At 68.3% G+C, this 15276-nt stretch carries 22 protein-coding genes; 11 read left to right on the top strand and 11 right to left on the bottom strand.

Annotated elements, in window-relative coordinates:
* Positions 1-39: 39 nt before the first annotated feature.
* From der to ACFOWB_RS13755, 4 genes are all read right to left on the bottom strand, one after another.
* Entirely contained in the window at positions 40-1389 is a 1350-nt protein-coding gene (der, locus tag ACFOWB_RS13770; RefSeq protein WP_378147856.1) for a ribosome biogenesis GTPase Der, read from the bottom strand.
* 58 nt (positions 1390-1447) lie between these two features.
* A complete protein-coding gene (locus ACFOWB_RS13765; RefSeq protein ID WP_378147854.1) occupies positions 1448-1672 on the bottom strand; it encodes a hypothetical protein in 225 nt (74 codons plus the stop codon).
* A 45-nt stretch (positions 1673-1717) separates the two neighbouring features.
* Positions 1718-2398 (bottom strand): tetratricopeptide repeat protein, encoded by a 681-nt coding sequence (locus ACFOWB_RS13760; protein ID WP_378147852.1) that lies wholly within the window; start codon positions 2396-2398, stop codon positions 1718-1720.
* A gap of 102 nt (positions 2399-2500) precedes the next feature.
* Positions 2501-3070, bottom strand: a complete 570-nt coding sequence (locus tag ACFOWB_RS13755) for an NnrU family protein (RefSeq protein ID WP_378147851.1) — start codon at positions 3068-3070, stop codon at positions 2501-2503.
* Positions 3071-3236: 166 nt separating this feature from the next.
* Here ACFOWB_RS13755 and ACFOWB_RS13750 point away from each other — a divergent pair, with 166 nt between their 5' ends.
* The 4 genes from ACFOWB_RS13750 to queC all read left to right on the top strand — a co-directional run bounded on the left by ACFOWB_RS13750 (position 3237) and on the right by queC (position 5600).
* Positions 3237-3662 (top strand): L,D-transpeptidase, encoded by a 426-nt coding sequence (locus tag ACFOWB_RS13750; protein ID WP_261402772.1) that lies wholly within the window; start codon positions 3237-3239, stop codon positions 3660-3662.
* 211 nt (positions 3663-3873) lie between these two features.
* Positions 3874-4506: a 7-carboxy-7-deazaguanine synthase gene (queE, locus tag ACFOWB_RS13745; protein ID WP_378147848.1), complete on the top strand. Its 633-nt coding sequence runs from the start codon at positions 3874-3876 to the stop codon at positions 4504-4506.
* Between the two features lie 9 nt (positions 4507-4515).
* Complete coding sequence (locus ACFOWB_RS13740) at positions 4516-4893, top strand: 6-pyruvoyl trahydropterin synthase family protein (protein ID WP_378147846.1); 378 nt, start codon at positions 4516-4518, stop codon at positions 4891-4893.
* A complete protein-coding gene (gene queC / locus ACFOWB_RS13735; protein WP_378147844.1) occupies positions 4890-5600 on the top strand; it encodes a 7-cyano-7-deazaguanine synthase QueC in 711 nt (236 codons plus the stop codon). Before ACFOWB_RS13740 ends, queC begins: the two co-directional genes overlap by 4 nt.
* Before the next feature lie 6 nt (positions 5601-5606).
* Here queC and ACFOWB_RS13730 read toward each other — a convergent pair whose 3' ends face one another.
* Positions 5607-6452, bottom strand: coding sequence for an NAD(P)H-binding protein (locus ACFOWB_RS13730; RefSeq protein ID WP_378147842.1), 846 nt, complete (start codon positions 6450-6452; stop codon positions 5607-5609).
* Positions 6453-6540: 88 nt separating this feature from the next.
* Here ACFOWB_RS13730 and ACFOWB_RS13725 point away from each other — a divergent pair, with 88 nt between their 5' ends.
* Together ACFOWB_RS13725 and ACFOWB_RS13720 are read left to right on the top strand one after the other, a co-directional pair.
* Positions 6541-7158, top strand: a complete 618-nt coding sequence (locus tag ACFOWB_RS13725) for a TetR family transcriptional regulator (protein WP_378147840.1) — start codon at positions 6541-6543, stop codon at positions 7156-7158.
* Entirely contained in the window at positions 7155-7622 is a 468-nt protein-coding gene (locus ACFOWB_RS13720; RefSeq protein ID WP_378147838.1) for a YbaK/EbsC family protein, read from the top strand. The genes ACFOWB_RS13725 and ACFOWB_RS13720 overlap by 4 nt, the downstream gene beginning before the upstream one ends.
* A gap of 6 nt (positions 7623-7628) precedes the next feature.
* Here the strand turns inward: ACFOWB_RS13720 and ACFOWB_RS13715 are convergent, their stop codons facing one another.
* From ACFOWB_RS13715 to ACFOWB_RS13705, 3 genes are all read right to left on the bottom strand, one after another.
* A complete protein-coding gene (locus ACFOWB_RS13715) occupies positions 7629-7979 on the bottom strand; it encodes an ArsC family reductase (protein ID WP_378147836.1) in 351 nt (116 codons plus the stop codon).
* Positions 7980-7989: 10 nt separating this feature from the next.
* A complete protein-coding gene (locus ACFOWB_RS13710; RefSeq protein WP_261402771.1) occupies positions 7990-8139 on the bottom strand; it encodes a lmo0937 family membrane protein in 150 nt (49 codons plus the stop codon).
* A gap of 78 nt (positions 8140-8217) precedes the next feature.
* Positions 8218-9087 carry an alpha/beta fold hydrolase gene (locus ACFOWB_RS13705; RefSeq protein WP_261402770.1) on the bottom strand — a complete coding sequence of 290 codons (870 nt, stop codon included), beginning with the start codon at positions 9085-9087 and terminating at the stop codon, positions 8218-8220.
* A 124-nt stretch (positions 9088-9211) separates the two neighbouring features.
* Between ACFOWB_RS13705 and ACFOWB_RS13700 the strand changes: the two genes are divergently transcribed.
* Both ACFOWB_RS13700 and ACFOWB_RS13695 read left to right on the top strand, forming a co-directional pair.
* Positions 9212-9559 carry an ArsR/SmtB family transcription factor gene (locus ACFOWB_RS13700; protein WP_261402769.1) on the top strand — a complete coding sequence of 116 codons (348 nt, stop codon included), beginning with the start codon at positions 9212-9214 and terminating at the stop codon, positions 9557-9559.
* Complete coding sequence (locus tag ACFOWB_RS13695) at positions 9552-10025, top strand: SRPBCC family protein (RefSeq protein WP_261402768.1); 474 nt, start codon at positions 9552-9554, stop codon at positions 10023-10025. Before ACFOWB_RS13700 ends, ACFOWB_RS13695 begins: the two co-directional genes overlap by 8 nt.
* A 29-nt stretch (positions 10026-10054) precedes the next feature.
* On the opposite strand, the gene ACFOWB_RS13690 is transcribed toward ACFOWB_RS13695, so the two are convergent.
* Together ACFOWB_RS13690 and ACFOWB_RS13685 are read right to left on the bottom strand one after the other, a co-directional pair.
* Positions 10055-10441 (bottom strand): YciI family protein, encoded by a 387-nt coding sequence (locus tag ACFOWB_RS13690; protein WP_261402767.1) that lies wholly within the window; start codon positions 10439-10441, stop codon positions 10055-10057.
* A gap of 103 nt (positions 10442-10544) precedes the next feature.
* Entirely contained in the window at positions 10545-11393 is an 849-nt protein-coding gene (locus ACFOWB_RS13685) for an oxidoreductase (protein ID WP_261402766.1), read from the bottom strand.
* A 103-nt stretch (positions 11394-11496) separates the two neighbouring features.
* Here ACFOWB_RS13685 and ACFOWB_RS13680 point away from each other — a divergent pair, with 103 nt between their 5' ends.
* Positions 11497-12081, top strand: coding sequence for a TetR/AcrR family transcriptional regulator (locus tag ACFOWB_RS13680; RefSeq protein ID WP_261402765.1), 585 nt, complete (start codon positions 11497-11499; stop codon positions 12079-12081).
* A 24-nt stretch (positions 12082-12105) separates the two neighbouring features.
* On the top strand, positions 12106-12552 hold the full coding sequence (locus ACFOWB_RS13675) for a hypothetical protein (RefSeq protein ID WP_261402764.1): 447 nt from the start codon (positions 12106-12108) through the stop codon (positions 12550-12552).
* Positions 12553-12561: 9 nt separating this feature from the next.
* Here ACFOWB_RS13675 and ACFOWB_RS13670 read toward each other — a convergent pair whose 3' ends face one another.
* Entirely contained in the window at positions 12562-13068 is a 507-nt protein-coding gene (locus ACFOWB_RS13670; RefSeq protein WP_378147832.1) for a DUF1993 domain-containing protein, read from the bottom strand.
* A 334-nt stretch (positions 13069-13402) separates the two neighbouring features.
* On the opposite strand from ACFOWB_RS13670, the gene mqo reads away from it, so the two are divergent.
* Entirely contained in the window at positions 13403-15115 is a 1713-nt protein-coding gene (mqo, locus tag ACFOWB_RS13665) for a malate dehydrogenase (quinone) (RefSeq protein WP_261402763.1), read from the top strand.
* Positions 15116-15276: the final 161 nt, after the last annotated feature.

Genomic DNA, 15276 nt, shown 5'->3' with positions numbered 1-15276 from the left:
GAAGCGAGCCGGTCGACGGCCCGCCGCGTGCATGGCGCGTCAGCTTTTCGCGTAAGGGTTTTCTGCCGAGCGGAAGCTCAGACGGATGGGGGCGCCTGGAAGGTCGAAGGCTTCCCTCAGCCCGTTGATGAGGTAGCGCGTGTAGGAGGTCGGCAGTTCGCTCGTGCGCGTGCCGAACAGCACGAAGCTCGGCGGCCGCGCCTTCGCCTGGGTCATGTAGCGCAGCTTGATGCGCTTGCCCGAGACCGCGGGCGGCGGATGGCGCTGCAGCGTCTCCTCGAGCCAGCGATTGAGCGCGGCGGTGGGGATGCGGCGGTTCCAGACCTCGTGGGCCTTCACGACTGAGGCCATCAGCTTGTCGACGCCTTCGCCGGTCTCGCCCGACAGCGGCGCGAGCTCCGCGCCCTTGATCTGCGGCAGCAGGCGGTCGAGCCGCTCGCGCGCATGCTCGAAGCCCACCTTGCGGTCGTCGATCAGATCCCATTTGTTGAGACCGATGACGAGCGCCCTGCCCTCGCGCTCGACGAGGTCTGCGATCGACAGATCCTGCTTCTCGAACGGCACGGTGGCGTCGAGGAGAAGCACCACCACCTCGGCGAACTTCATCGCCCGGATGGAGTCGGCGACCGACAGCTTTTCGAGCTTGTCGACCACCTTGGCCTTGCGGCGCATGCCGGCGGTGTCGACGAGGCGGACCTTGCGGCCCCGCCACTCCCAGTCGACCGAGACCGAGTCGCGGGTGATGCCGGCCTCGGGGCCGGTCAGCATGCGGTCGGAGCCGACGAGGCGGTTGACCAGCGTCGACTTGCCGGCGTTCGGCCGGCCGACGATCGCGATCCGGAGCGGCGCGTCGTCGCCCTCGGCCTCCTCCTCGTCCTCGACGGGTTCGGGAAAGAACGGCTGGAGGGCGTCGTAAAGGTCGCCCAATCCCTCGCCATGCTCGGACGAGATCGGCAGCGGATCGCCGAGACCGAGCCGATAGGCGTCGTAGGCGCCGTCGAGGCCCTTTCGGCCCTCCGCCTTGTTGGCGAGCAAGATGATCGGGCGGGTGGAGCGCCTCACCACCTCGGCGAAGCGCTCGTCGTCGGCGGTCACGCCGGCGCGGCCGTCGATCATGAACAGCACGACGTCGGCCTCGGCGATCGCGGCCTCGGTCTGCTCGCGCATGCGGGCCTCGAGCGAGCCGCCGACGGCGTTCTCGAGGCCGGCGGTGTCGACGATGCGGAACACGAGGTCGCCGAGCCGCCCCTCGCCTTCGCGACGGTCGCGGGTGACGCCCGGCCGGTCGTCGACCAGCGCCAGGCGTTTGCCCACGAGGCGGTTGAACAGCGTCGACTTGCCGACGTTCGGCCGGCCGACGATCGCGATCTGGACTTGTGGTTCGCTCACGGGCTCAAGGCCTCCCGGCGACGTCGCCGCCGGGGCCGAATGGCCTCGGGGCGATCGATCAGGCGAGGTTGGCGACGCCCGGCGCCGGCAGCGCCGAGAGCGGCTGCGGCACGGAGTCGGGCGGCGGCGGGGCGACGCGCGGGACAGGGCGGCGATCGCCCTGCAGCGGCGTCTCCTTCTCGTTGAAGGGGTTCATGTTGGAAAGCGTGTCGCAGCCCGCAAGCGAGCCCACGACGGCGAGCGCAAGCGCGGCTCGGGCGACTGTGGCGAGGCGGCTGGTCACGGCTTGGCGAACTCCGGTCGATGCGGCGCGCAAGCGCCGAAACACTCAGTTGACGGGCTTGGAAGCGTCCTTGCCGGCCGCTTCCGGCGCCGGCAGGACGGCGAGCATCAGGTCCGCGCGCTGGCGGCTCGCGCCGGGCGCCTCGGGATCGGCCACCACGGCCTCGAACTGTCGGCGGGCGTCGGCCATGTCGCCGGCCTTGTAGGCCGCAAGGCCCATCGCCTCGCGGGCGAGCGTCGACCAGGCGCCGTTGGTCGCGGCGAGCGGCTCGGCCAGCGCCTTGACGTCGTCGCGCGAGCCGGCGTCGACGGCCAAGAAGGCGCCGCGAACCCGCGCCGCGTCGCGCAGCTGGCCATCGGCCGCGGCGTCGTTCGCGATCGCCTGATAAAGCTTCAGCGCGCCGGCCTTGTCGTCCTTCGCGGCCTCGTCGGCCTCGCGGAGCTTGGCGATGGCGCTGTAGCCGGCGGGGCCATCGGCCGCGATCGCCGCGAAGGCGGCGCGCGCCTCGGCGGTCTTGCCGTCCTTGGCGAGGGCTGCGGCCGCCTCGTAGCGGTCGCCTGCGGTCTCAGCCTGCTGATTCTCGTAGTATTGCCAGCCGCGCCAGCCGCCGACGCCCGCCACGACGACGACCATCACCACGACGATCGCGGTTCCGTAGCGGTCCCAGAACGCCTTGAGGCGGTCGCGTCGGAGGTCTTCTTGGACCTCTTGGAAGATGTCGGCCATTGAACTCGGTCGTCAGAACAGCAGTCAAACCCCGGAGCCGGACGGTCCCGCGGCGCGCGGCACCATATCGACGCGGCCCCGGAGCCGCAATGCTCTGAGAGACTAGATCGCGAAGGCCGGCCTGCCGATCAACAGCGGGTGCAGGAACGTGCCGAACAGCAGGTAGATCGCCGTGCCGATGACGAGCGCGATGACGTCGTTCTGCCACGAGGCCGGCCGCGGCGGCGCGCCCGTCGCCCGCTCCTGCCGCTTCAGCCCGATGCGCGCGACGACGCCCCAGGCCAGGAACGAGCCGAACAGCAGCATGCTGGCGAGATCGCCGTTGGCGATGAGATGGGCGGTCGCCCAGAGCTTCACCGCGGCGAGCATGGGATGCTTGGCCCGGGCGCGGATATGGCCCGGCAAGCGATAGGCCGCGAGCAGCACGAAGACCGGCCACATCAGCAGAATGACGACGTGCCGCGTCCAGGCCGGGGGCGACCAGATCTCGATGTAAGGCGCAGCCTGCCAGCCGATGACGATCAGGACGAGACCCGCGAGCGAGACGAGCGAATAGGCGGCCTTGTAGCCGCCCTCCCCGAAGCGCGCGATCAACCCGGCGCGGACGCCGCGCGCGCGGGTTACGAGATGCGCGCCAAGAAACAGCGCCAGTCCGAGAATGAGGAGAGCCATGAGGCGGATCCGCTGCCTGGCCGATGTTGGAACGGCTCGAAACTAGCCGAGCGGCTCTCCCGACGCCATCGCCTGCGCTCACGAGACACGTGATTCGACACCTCGCCACATATGCGGCACAACTGTGGCGCGGCCGTGCGGGAGCGGACCGCATGGGGCTCCAGCAATGAAAAGCGTCGCGTTCGCATTGGCTTGCCTGCTCGGGCTCGCCCTGTCGCCGTCGCTCGCGCAGGCGAGCGTGGTGGCCAAGATCAGCCTGTCGGCCCAGCGCGCCGACATCATGGTCGACGGCTCGACGGCCTATTCCTGGCCGGTCTCGACCGCCCGCCGCGGCTACGTCACGCCGACCGGGATCTTCCGCCCGTACCGCACTGAAAAGATGTGGCATTCGCGGAAATACGACATGTCGCCGATGCCGCATTCGGTGTTCTTCCGCGGCGGCTACGCCATCCACGGCACCGGCTATGTGCGCTCGCTCGGACGGCCTGCGAGTCATGGCTGCGTGCGCCTCGCGCCGGGCAACGCCGCCACATTCTACAATCTCGTGAGGAAGCGCGGCATGCAGAACGCGCGGATCATCATCACGCAGTGACCAAACAGGCGAAGGCGACGACCCGACCGATCCCCTCTCGCCTTGCGGGAGAGGGTCGGGATGAACCTCCGCGTCATCCCCGAATGGCGCCGCCCGCTCTCTTCATCCGCCCGACGCTTCGCGCCGGACACCTTCTCCCATGAGCGGAGAAGGGAGAAGCGCCCTCCCTCCCGCTTGACCTTCGGGCCCGCCGGGGGTCTTTGGCCGCGCGATGGCGTATGCGGTCAAAGAACTCTTCAAGACGCTGCAGGGCGAAGGCGCGCAGACCGGGCGCGCGGCCGTTTTCTGCCGTTTCGCGGGCTGCAATCTGTGGTCGGGCCGCGAGCAGGATCGCGAGACCGCGGTCTGCCGCTTCTGCGACACGGACTTTGTCGGAACCGACGGTCCGGGCGGGGCAAAATTTACGACGGCCGACGATCTCGCGGCGGCGATCGAGCGGACCTGGGGCGGCGCGCCGGGCCGCGCCTACGTGGTCTTCACCGGCGGCGAGCCGCTGCTCCAGCTCGACGATGCGCTGATTAAGGCGGTCCACGCGAAAAACTTCGAGATCGCGATCGAGACCAACGGCACGCAGGAGCCGCCCGCGGGCGTCGACTGGATCTGCGTCAGCCCCAAGGCAGGAGCCGAGCTGAGGCTCGCTCGCGGCGACGAGATCAAGCTCGTCTATCCGCAGGACGGCCTGGCCCCAGAAATCTTCGCGGGGCTCGACTTCCGGCACTTCTTCCTGCAGCCGATGGACGGCGCGGCGCGCGAGCAGAACACCGCCGCGGCCGCCGCCTATTGCCTCGACAATCCGCCCTGGCGGCTCAGCCTCCAGACCCACAAGCTCATCGGCCTGCCCTGATAGACGCCCGTGCATGAACTTTCCAAACAGTTCCGCTTCGAGGCGGCCCACACGCTCACCCGTTCGATCGACGTGGAGCCGAGCCGCCGCATCCACGGCCATTCCTATCGGGCCGAGGTGAGCTTGCGCGGCCGTCCCGATCCGGAAACCGGAATGCTGGTCGATCTCGGCCTGTTTTCCCGCGCGCTCGCGGAAGCGCGGGACGGGCTCGACCACCGCTTCCTCGACGAGGTCGCGGATCTCGGCCCCGCGACGCTGGAGAACCTCTCTGTCTGGATCTGGCGCAAGGTCGAGGGCGTCTGTCCGGGGCTCCACAAGGTCACGGTCTATCGCGACAGCGAGGGCGACGCCTGCAGCTACTTCGGCCCGGGAGCGAAATCCGCGTGAGCGCGCAGGAAAGCGCCCTCGTTCTCTTTTCCGGCGGGCAGGACTCGACCACCTGCCTCGCCTGGGCGCTCGACCGCTTCTCCCGCGTCGAGACGCTTGGCTTCGACTACGGCCAGCGCCACCGGGTGGAGCTCGAGCGCCGGGAGACGCTCCGCGAGGGGCTCTGCGAACTGAAGCCCGAATGGCGCGACCGTCTGGGCGAGGACCACACGATCGACCTTTCGGTTCTGGGCGAGATCTCCGACACCGCGCTCACCCGCGACGCCGAGATCGCGATGACGGAGGCCGGGCTGCCCAACACCTTCGTGCCCGGCCGCAACATCGTCTTTCTGACCTTCGCCGCCGCGCTCGCCTATCGCCGCGGCCTGACGCGCCTCGTCGGCGGCATGTGCGAGACCGACTATTCGGGCTATCCGGACTGCCGCGACGAAACCATCCAGACGCTGGCGAAGGCGCTCACCCTCGGCATGGACCGGGCGGTCGAGATCGACACGCCGCTGATGCGGATCGACAAGGCCGAGACCTGGGCGCTCGCCGAGCGACTTGGCGGCGGGCCGCTCGTCGAACTGATCGTCGAAGACACCCACACCTGCTATCTCGGCGACCGCGGCGAGCGCCACGCCTGGGGTTTTGGATGCGGCGAGTGTCCCGCTTGCGAGCTTCGCGCGCGCGGCTTCGAGCGCTACGCGGCGACGCGAGCGGGCTGAGCGGCCTCAGCCCCACCCGCTTTCCGCAGCCACACGCGCCGCATAGGTCCGGAAATCCGTCCCCTTGCGGCCGAGCGCCTGCTCGACGCCGTCGGCCGTCATGGCGTTGCGGCCGTCCAGAACCGTGCCGAACAGATAGACGACGAGGTCGATCATCTCGGCCGGCACGTCGTGGGCGCGCATCTCGGCCGCATAGGCGTCCAACGGAACCTCCACGTAATCGAGCGCCACGCCCCGCGCTTCGGCGATGGCGGCGGCCGCCTCGCGGAAGGTGAGCGCGCGCGGGCCCGTCAGCTCGTAGAGCATTCCCACGTGCCCCTCTTCGGTCAGCGAAGCGAAGGCGACGTCTGCGATGTCGTCGCAATCGACGAAGGGTTCAGGAACCGCGCCCGCCGGCAGCACGAGCGCCCCGGCGGCGACGCCCTCGCCCATGAAGCTTTCGGAGAAATTCTGGGCGAACCAGCTGCAGCGCAGGATCGTCCAATCGGCCCCCGAGCCGATCAAAACCTGCTCCGCCGCCTGCGCCTCCTCCTCGCCGCGGCCCGAGAGCAGCACGATGCGGCGCACCCCCGCCGAAAGGGCCGCGTTCGTGAAGGCGCGGATCTTCTCCACCGCGCCGGGCGCGGCGAGGTCGGGATAGTAGGCGACATAAGCCGCCCCGGTCCCCTCGAGCGCCGCCGCCCAGCCGGCCTCATGCTCCCAGTCGAAGCCCGGCGCCGCGCCGCGCGAGCCCTGCCGCACGGGCAGACCCGCCCGCTCCAACCGTTCGACCACGCGCCTGCCGGTCTTTCCCGTCGCGCCCACCACCAGCGTCGGCTTGGCCTCACGCGCCTTGAACTCGATCCCGGTCATCACCTTCTCCCTAATATGAGTATCTCTCATATTTTGAGAATGTGACGAGTACTCATATTATGTGTCAAGCAAAATGTGAGTAACCCTCATGTCTGATGTCGAAACCGGCCCGAGCCTGCGCCGCGCGCCCAGCCAGAAGCGGGCGCTGGAGCGCGTCGAAAAGCTGCTGGACGCCGCCAGAGGGCTGATTTCGGAGAAGGGCAGCGACGCCATGCGCATGGCGGAGGTCGCCGAGCGCGCAGGCGTTTCGATCGGCTCGCTCTACCAGTATTTTCCGGACAAGACGGCGATCATCCGCGTGCTGGCGGAGCGCATCAGCGCGGAGGGGCGCGCCTGCATCGCGGCGGAGCTTTCAGGCGTCTCGACCACGGACGAGCTGCGCGAGGCGTTCCGGCGGCTGGTCGAGATCTATTACGGCCTGTTCCTCGCCGAGCCCGTCATGCGCGACGTCTGGTCTGCGACGCAGGCCGACAAGGCGCTGCGCGCCTTCGAGCAAGAGAACAGCCGGGCTGACGGAGCGCTGGTCGCCGCAGCGATGGCGCGCGTGCGGCCAGACGCCGATCGCGAGGCGCTTGAACGCTCCGCCTTCCTCGTGATGCAGCTCGGGGAAGCGGCGATGCGGATCGCGATCTCGGTTCCGCGCGAGGAAGGCGACGCGCTGGTCGAGACCTATGTGCGCATGGCGTTGAAGGAGATCGCCCCTTGAGCCTCGACAGCGTCCGAGCCTTCCTCTCCGAGCATGCGCCCGACCTCATGGTCGTCGAGCATGAAGTGAGCACCGCCACTGTGCCGGAAGCCGCGACGGCGCACGACTGCGCGCCGGGGCAGATCGCCAAAACGCTGTCGTTGCGGGTCGGAGATCGCGTCATGCTGTTCGTGACGCGGGGCGACGCGCGGCTCCACAATCGCAAGGCCAGGGAAGCGCTTGGCGGCAAGCCGCGGATGCTTGGCGTGGATGAGGTCGCGCAGCTGACGGGCCATCCGGTCGGCGGCGTGTCGCCCTTCGGGCTCGCAGCGCCGCTTCCGGTCTATTGCGACGTGTCGCTGAAGGATTTCGACGTCGTCATACCCGCAGCGGGCTCGCCGCGGAGCTCCGTGCGGGTCTCGCCGCACCGCATGGCGGAGCTGGTCGGCGCGGAATGGATCGACGTCTGCGATATTCCCGGCTGATCTCGGTCAGCCGAACGCCTTGGCGTAAAGGTCCGGCTTGAAGCCGACCATCAGTTTGCCGCCCGTCTCGAGCACCGGCCGCTTGATCATCGAGGGCTGGGCCTGCATCAGCGCAAGCGCCCTGCCCTCGTCGATCCCGGCCTTCTCGTCGTCGGGCAGCTTCTTGAAGGTGGTTCCGGCGCGGTTGAGCAGCGTCTCCCAGCCCACCTCGCCGGCCCAGCGCTTCAGCGTCGCGGCGTCGATCCCGGCGACCTTGTAGTCGTGGAAGGAATACGCGACGCCGTGCTCGTCGAGCCAGGCGCGCGCCTTCTTCATCGTGTCGCAGTTCTTGATGCCGTGGATCGTGACGCTCGCCATGAAGCCGGGTCTAGACGGCCGGCTGGCCTCTGACCAGACGCAAAATCACCACCGCGACGGCGACGATCAGCAGCAGATGGATGAGCCACGAGGCGACGTGGAACACCACGAAGCCGAGCGCCCAGGCGATGACGAGAAACAGTGCGATGGCCCAGAGCATGAGAACCTCCCAGTCATGGGCCGATACGCAATTGCGGCCCGTGCTCTCAAACGCGTGAACCGGAACGAACGTTCCGGCTCAGCCTCGGCCGGACGGGCGATTTGAAGCGGTGTGCGCGAGGATCTGCGCGGCGATCACGTCGAGGTCGTCGCCATGGAGCTCATGGCCCGCGTCCGGCAGGACATGAAGTCGGGCGCCCGGAATCCGCCGCCCGATCGCCTCTCCGTTGGCGAGCGGCAGCACCGGGTCATGGGCCCCGTGGATGACGAGCGTCGGCGCGGCGATCTCCCGGAGATCCCAATGGTCGAAGTCGCCGCCGACGGTCGCATGATTGAACGCCGACCTGAGATTTCGGGACCGCGCGAATTCGCGCGCGATGCGCTCGTCCGTGACGGCGCGGTCGACGCCGCGCGCCGGCGAGGAACTCAGTTCCGCGATGCGTCCCAGAAAGGCGCCGACGGCGCTTTCGTCCCTCCAGTCGACGTCGTCCAGCGTCGCGAAATGAGCAAGGAACGCCTCGCTCATCGACGGCCCGGGCGCATCTTCGCCGCCGAGCGGCTCGGCGGCGATCAATGTGAGGCTGGACACCCTGTCCGGATCGCGCAGCGCGACCAGCTGCGAAACGAAGGCGCCGAGCGACATCCCGACGAGATGCGCGCGCGTCAGCCCATAGGCGTCAAGGATGGCCAGGACGTCGTCTGCGAGATCCTCGACGGCGTAGGCCGCGGGTCCCGGCGGGTTCGTCGTGCTCGCGCCGGTGTCGCGGTGATCGAAGCGGATGACGCGGCGTCCCCCTTCGGCGAGCGCCTCGCAGAAGCGATCGGGCCACCACATCATCGACGCGGCGGCGCCCATGACGAGCAGGACCGGCGGGGCGTCCGGATCGCCGAAGGCCTGCGTGCACAGCTCCACGGGACCGTTTCGTGCGATCAGGACGGCGGCGGTCATTCAGCGTCTCCTGCGTGGGCGTCGACGGACGCCGGACATCCCACGAGGGATCCAGCGCGACAACCCGAGCCAAAACACTTAAGCGCACACTTGACTATCGACCCCGGCGCTGTAACTTAAGCTCGTGCTTAAGCATCAAGACGTCGACGCCCTGCTTCGCGCGCTGGCCGACCCGACGCGTCGGGCGATCGTCGAGCGATTGGGCCGCTCTCCCGCTCCGGCGGGCGAGCTCGCCAAGCCTTTCGACATGTCGCTCGCCGCGATCATGCAGCATCTGCAGGTGCTGGAGGCTTCAGGGGTCATTGCGAGCGAGAAGGTCGGACGCGTCCGCATCTGCCGGCTGGAGCCCGGCGGCATGGACGCGCTCGCCCTCTGGCTCGAAGAGCGTCGCCATCCGGCCGAGCGAAAGCTCGACCGGCTGGCCGCTTTCCTCACCGAAACCGACGCCACGGGAGACGACGGCGATGACTGACGCAAGCACAGAACTGAAGCCCGCGGTGCACAGCACCTTTCGGATCGAGCGCCTTTACAAGGCGGGCCCTGCGCGTGTGTTCCGCGCCTTCGCCGACACGGACGCCAAGCGCCGCTGGCTCGTCGAGGGCGAAGGGTTCGAGGTGTTCGAGCACGCGGCGGACTTCCGCATCGGGGGCCGAGAATTCTCCCGCTTCCGGTTCGGACAGTCGCCCGAGATCACCAACGAGACGATCTATCAGGACATCGTTCCCGACGCCCGCATCGTGTTCTGCTACCGCATGACGCTCGGCGGCGCGCCGATGTCGGCTTCGCTCACCACCATCGAGCTGACGGCCGCGGGCCAAAGCACCCTGCTCGTCCATACCGAGCAGGGCGCCTATCTCGATGGCTCCGACGACGGCGCCGGCCGCGAAGAAGGCACGCGCCTGCTCCTCGAGGCCCTGGCCAAAGAAGTCGAGGGCTGAGACGCCGAACGCGACGGCGACGCGGCCGCTCAAGACGCGTCGCCGTCGCCGATGAGATCGGAGAGTTCGTAGAACGGGCGGATCTCGATCTCGCTCGGGCCCGGCATCGGATTGGGGCAGCGCTTCACCCAGGCGACCGCCTCGTCCATGTCGGCGACGTTCCAGATCCAGAAGCCGGCGACCAGCTCCTTGGTCTCGGCGAACGGCCCGTCGATCACCATCCGGCCGGCGCCGTCGAAGGCGACGCGCTTTCCTTCCGAAGACGGCTTCAGGCCGTCGCCCGTCACCAGGACGCCGGCGGCCTCAAGCTCGTCGTTGAACCGGCCCATCGCCTCCATCATCGCCATGGTCTCGGGCGTCTGGAAGAAGCCCTTCTCGCTGTCGGCGGTCGCCTTCACCAGAACCATCACGCGCATCGTCCCGTCTCCATCTCCTGCATGGCGGCAAAAAACGCCGCCTGTCGTCGAGAAGACGAACCGGGAGCGCGGGATCCGACATCGGTCCATGGATTTTTCGCGATCAGGACGAATACGCGGTGGACCGCGAGACGCCGTCCCATGCGGCCATCTCTGCGCGGAGCTGCTCCAGCTTGCCCGCCACGAGCGCGAGAGCGTCTTCGCCGAGGAACAGCCGCGTCGGCGGGTTCTCGGCCTCCACCAGCCTGAGCAGCGCCTGCGCGGCCTTTTCCGGATCGCCCGGCTGATTTCCGCTCTTGGCCTGCCGCGCGGCGCGGAGCGGATCCATGACGGCGTCGTAGTCGGCGAGACTGCGCGGCGCGCGGTCCATCGAGCGGCCGGCCCAATCGGTGCGGAACTGGCCCGGAGCGAGCGCCGTAACGTGGATCCCGAAGCCCGCCACCTCCTTGCCGAGCGACTCGGAGACGCCTTCGAGGGCGAACTTGCTGCCGCAGTAGTAGGCGACGCCCGGAACGCCCACGAAACCGCCCATGGAGGTGACGTTGACGATGTGGCCGCGCCTGCGCGCGCGCATGCCGGGCAGCACGGCCTTGATCATCGCCACCGGCCCGAAGACGTTGGCGGCGAACTGGCGCTGGAGATCCTCGAGCGAGGATTCCTCCAGAGCGCCCTCCTGTCCGTAGCCGGCGTTGTTGACCAGCACGTCCACCGGTCCCGCGACGCGCTCGGCTTCCGAGACTTTTTCCGGAACGGCGGCGTAGTCCGTCACGTCGAGCTGAAGCGCGAACGCGCCGTCGGCCGCGCCGAACGCTTTGGCGTCCTCCGCGCGGCGCACCGTTCCGATGACGCGATGGCCCGCCGCGAGCGCGCCGGCCGCAAATGCGCGGCCGAGCCCGGAGCTGACCCCGGTGATGAGAAAGGTTTTGGAGCCTGCGGTCTGTCGTTCGGTCATGAGACTTCGCCTGGGTGATTGAAACCAACTTATATCATGATATAAAAAATGGATGTCAGACGACAACCCCCTCCGCCCGCCGAAGCTTCCGACGAGAGAACGCGTGCTGGACGCAGCCGAGCGGCTGCTGGCGCAAGGCGACGCGTCGTTTTCGATGCGGGAGCTGGCGCAGGAAGCCGGGGTGAGCTTCGCGACGCCGTTCAATCAGTTCGGGTCCAAGGGCGCGATCATGCTCGCGCTCTCGGAGCGCCGGATCGCAGCGATGCGGCTGCGGCTTTCAGAGACGGCGTCGCCTGACGCGGCCGCAGCGCGCGTCCTTGCGGCGGTCGAAATCGCGACGGCCGTGATGCTGGAGCGGCCGGCCGTGAACCGCGCCGTCATGGGCGCGATCGGCGCGCCCGCGGAGACGCCCGGCGACGTGTTCTCCCAGTCCGCTTTGCTGTGGAGGGAGGCGCTCGGGTCCGGCGAGGGCCTCGCCCCGGATATGCGCGCCACGGCGCTCAAGACCCTGCCGGTTCTGCTCGCCGTCGCGTTCCGCGGCGCGCTGTCGTTTTGGACCGTGGGCGAGACGTCGAACGACGCGCTGGAGCCGCGGGCTCGGGCCGCCGCCGCGGGCGCGCTGCTGGGCTTTGTGCACGAAGACGATCGCGCCAAGATGATCCTGCGGATCGAGGCCGACCTGATCTGAGCGCGCAAGGAGCGCGGCGCCCTGATGAGCCCATCGGTGAAGCGAGCGCTCAAGCTGACGGGAGCTCTCGCGGCCGGCTCCGCCGTTCTCTGGTTCGCCATGGAGCTGTGGGTGACCCGCTCGGCCACCATCCTCGTGGTCTCGAAACAGACGCACGGCTCCCCCGACCTTGTCTTGCGGGGCGTGGTCGACGCGGACGGCATGGCCTTCGGAGTCGGCATCGACACCATCGCGAACGAGGACCGCGACGCGCTCTGGGAGAAGCTGCGGCCGGGCTGCCGATACCGCGTCCGTTTCGTCGACCAGGGCCGCTATCCTTCCGGCCGAAGGCGGAAAATGAGCGGCTCCGTCATCGCCGCCGCGACGCCGCTCAACTGCCCCGGCCTGCCGAATGAGCCGGACCGGCCGGCCCTCTCCGGCGCCGAGCTTCTTGAGCGGCTGACGTCGCCGCAGACGTCTCCAGAGCGCTGAAGCGCGCGTTCAGTCGCGCCCGAGATAGTCGAGCTTGCCGATCGGGACGCCCTTGTGGCGGAGAATGTCGTAGGCGGTCGTGACGTGGAAGAAGAAGTTCGGCAGCAAGAAGCCGAGCGCGTAGTCGACGCCCCGGAAACGCCGCTCGCTCGACGGCGTCTTCAGCACGACCTCTGCGTCTTCCTTGCCTTCGAAGGCGGCGCGCGGCGCAGCTTCAAGGAAAGCGCGCGTCTTCGCGATGCGGGCGAAGAGATCGGCGAAGTCGGTTTCGGCGTCCTCGAACGGGACGTTCTCGACCCCGCCGAGCCGAACCGCGGCGAACTTGGCGGTGTCGCTCGCCCGCTGGATCTGTCCGACGAGCGGATACATGTCCGGCGCGAGCCGAGCCTCCAGCAAGGCCGAGGGCGCAATCCCCTGCTCGCTTGCGAAGGCCTCGCCCTTCCCGAGCACCGCCTCGAGATTGCCCAAGCCCCGCAAAAGCACAGGGACAGTTATGTCGTAGAGCGATGTCGTCATGACCAAGTCTCCGGCGGCGCGTCCCAGTAGCAAGATAGAGAGCCTCGCTCGACCTCGCTCGCACGGGGCGGCTTGCGCCGGCGCCCGCACGTTTCAGCCACGCCGGACGTCCGGAAAGCCTGGGCGGATGGGCTCGATCGCTCGAGCTTTCATGCGACGCCCGTCGCGAGCTCCCGCATAGGTTGATTGAGGCGACATCTGGACACGTAACAGACCCAGGTATAGATACTTTGGTATGAGCCGCTTGTAGGTGGCTGTAATGATTATAGAAATCTGACCGACGACTTCGTTTACGAGCGCGCGTCGGCCATCGAAAGCCTTCGCGGAGCTCCCCATGACTGAAAACGAAACCTCGCGCGCCAAGGCGGCGTCGAAGCCGCTCGCCATCACGCGCCGTCGCCTCCTCGGCACAGCGCTCGGCGCCGGCGCGGCGTTCTTCGCCTACCGATGGCTGACCGAAGAGCAGCATCGCGCCGAAACCGCCGACCGCAGCGTGGACGTGCTTCTCATCGGCGGCGGCATCATGAGCGCGACGCTCGGCGTGATGCTCGCCGAGCTCGAGCCGACCTGGCGGATCGAAACCTTCGAACGGCTGTCGAACGTCGCCGACGAGAGCTCGAACGGCTGGAACAACGCCGGCACCGGCCACTCGGCGCTCTGCGAGTTGAACTACACGCCCGAGGACGACAAGGGGAACGTGCAGATCGCCCGCGCGATCGACATCAACGAGCAGTTCCAGATCTCGCGCCAGTTCTGGGCGCATCAGGCGCGGACCGGCGTTCTGGAGAACCCGCGAAGCTTCATCAATTCGACGCCGCACATGAACCTGTGCTGGGGCGAGGAGAATGTCGAGTTCATCACAAAGCGCGTCGAGGCGCTCAAGGCCAGCCCGCTGTTCGCCGGCATGGAGATCACCACCGATCCCGCCAAGATCGCCGAATGGATCCCGCTCGCGATGGAGGGCCGGGAGGACACCTCGAACCTCGTCGCGACGCGCTCGCCGCTCGGCACCGACGTCAATCTCGGCGAGATCACGCGGCAGTTCTTCGCGCGCCTTTCCAAGAACCCGACATTCACGCTGAAAACCGGCGTTGAGGTGCGCTCGATCACCCGCAATCCGAGCGGAACCTGGCGGGTGTCGGCCTTCGGCACGGAGGACGGCTCCAAGATCGAGACGGTCGACGCGCGCTTCGTGTTCATCGGCGCCGGCGGCGCCGCGCTCCCGCTTCTGCAGCTTTCGGGCATCGAGGAGGCCAAGGCCTATGCGGGCTTCCCCGTGGGCGGCTCGTTCCTCGTGACCGAGAACCAGGAGGTCGCCGCCAGGCATCTCGCCAAGGTCTACGGCAAGGCCGACGTCGGATCGCCGCCCATGTCGGTGCCCCATCTCGACACCCGCGTGCTCGACGGCAAGCGCGTGCTGCTGTTCGGCCCGTTCGCCACCTGGTCGAGCAAGTTCCTCAAGAACGGCTCCTATTTCGACCTGCCGGACTCGGTGACGATCGAGAACCTGTCGTCGATGCTGCAGGTGAGCTGGAACGAGATCGCGCTCGTCAATTATCTCGCCGGCCAGCTGGTGCAGTCCCACGACGCCCAGCTCACCGAACTTCGCCGCTACTATCCGGAGGCCAAGGACGAAGACTGGCGCCTGTGGCAGGCCGGCCAGCGCGTCCAGATCATCTACAACGACCCGAAGAAGGGCGGCGTCCTGAAACTCGGCACCGAGGTGGTGATGGCCAAGGACCGCTCGATCGCCGCGCTGCTCGGCGCCTCGCCCGGCGGCTCCACCTCGCCCGCGATCATGCTCGGCCTGCTGGAGAAGGCTTTCCCCGACCAGGTGAAGGGCGCATGGAGCGGAAAGCTGCGGACGATCGTTCCGAGCTACGGCAAGAAGCTCAACGGCGATCCCGTCCTGATCGCCTCGGTCTGGAAGGAGACCGCGGACGCCCTGCAGCTGTCGATCCCCTCGCCCGATCTCACGGGCGTGGCCGGCGGCGTCGCGGCGCCGAGCGGAGCGCCGATGCCGGTCGACAACGAGGTGAAGCTCTAAGGAGCCTCAAGGTCGCGGCGCCCGTCCGGACAGGGCGGGCGCCGAACCGGTCCGCGCGCGCGCGGCGCCGTCGGCCTTTGGTCATCGCGCTGGCCCCCGCCCGTCGCAGACCACATCCGTTATGAACGCATGACTGGCGTAAGTATTTCTGCACACCTCAC

The sequence above is a fragment of the Chenggangzhangella methanolivorans genome (assembly GCF_042648545.1).
GTDB lineage: Bacteria > Pseudomonadota > Alphaproteobacteria > Rhizobiales > Methylopilaceae > Methylopila > Methylopila methanolivorans.
This window is presented reverse-complemented; position numbering and strand designations above follow the sequence as displayed.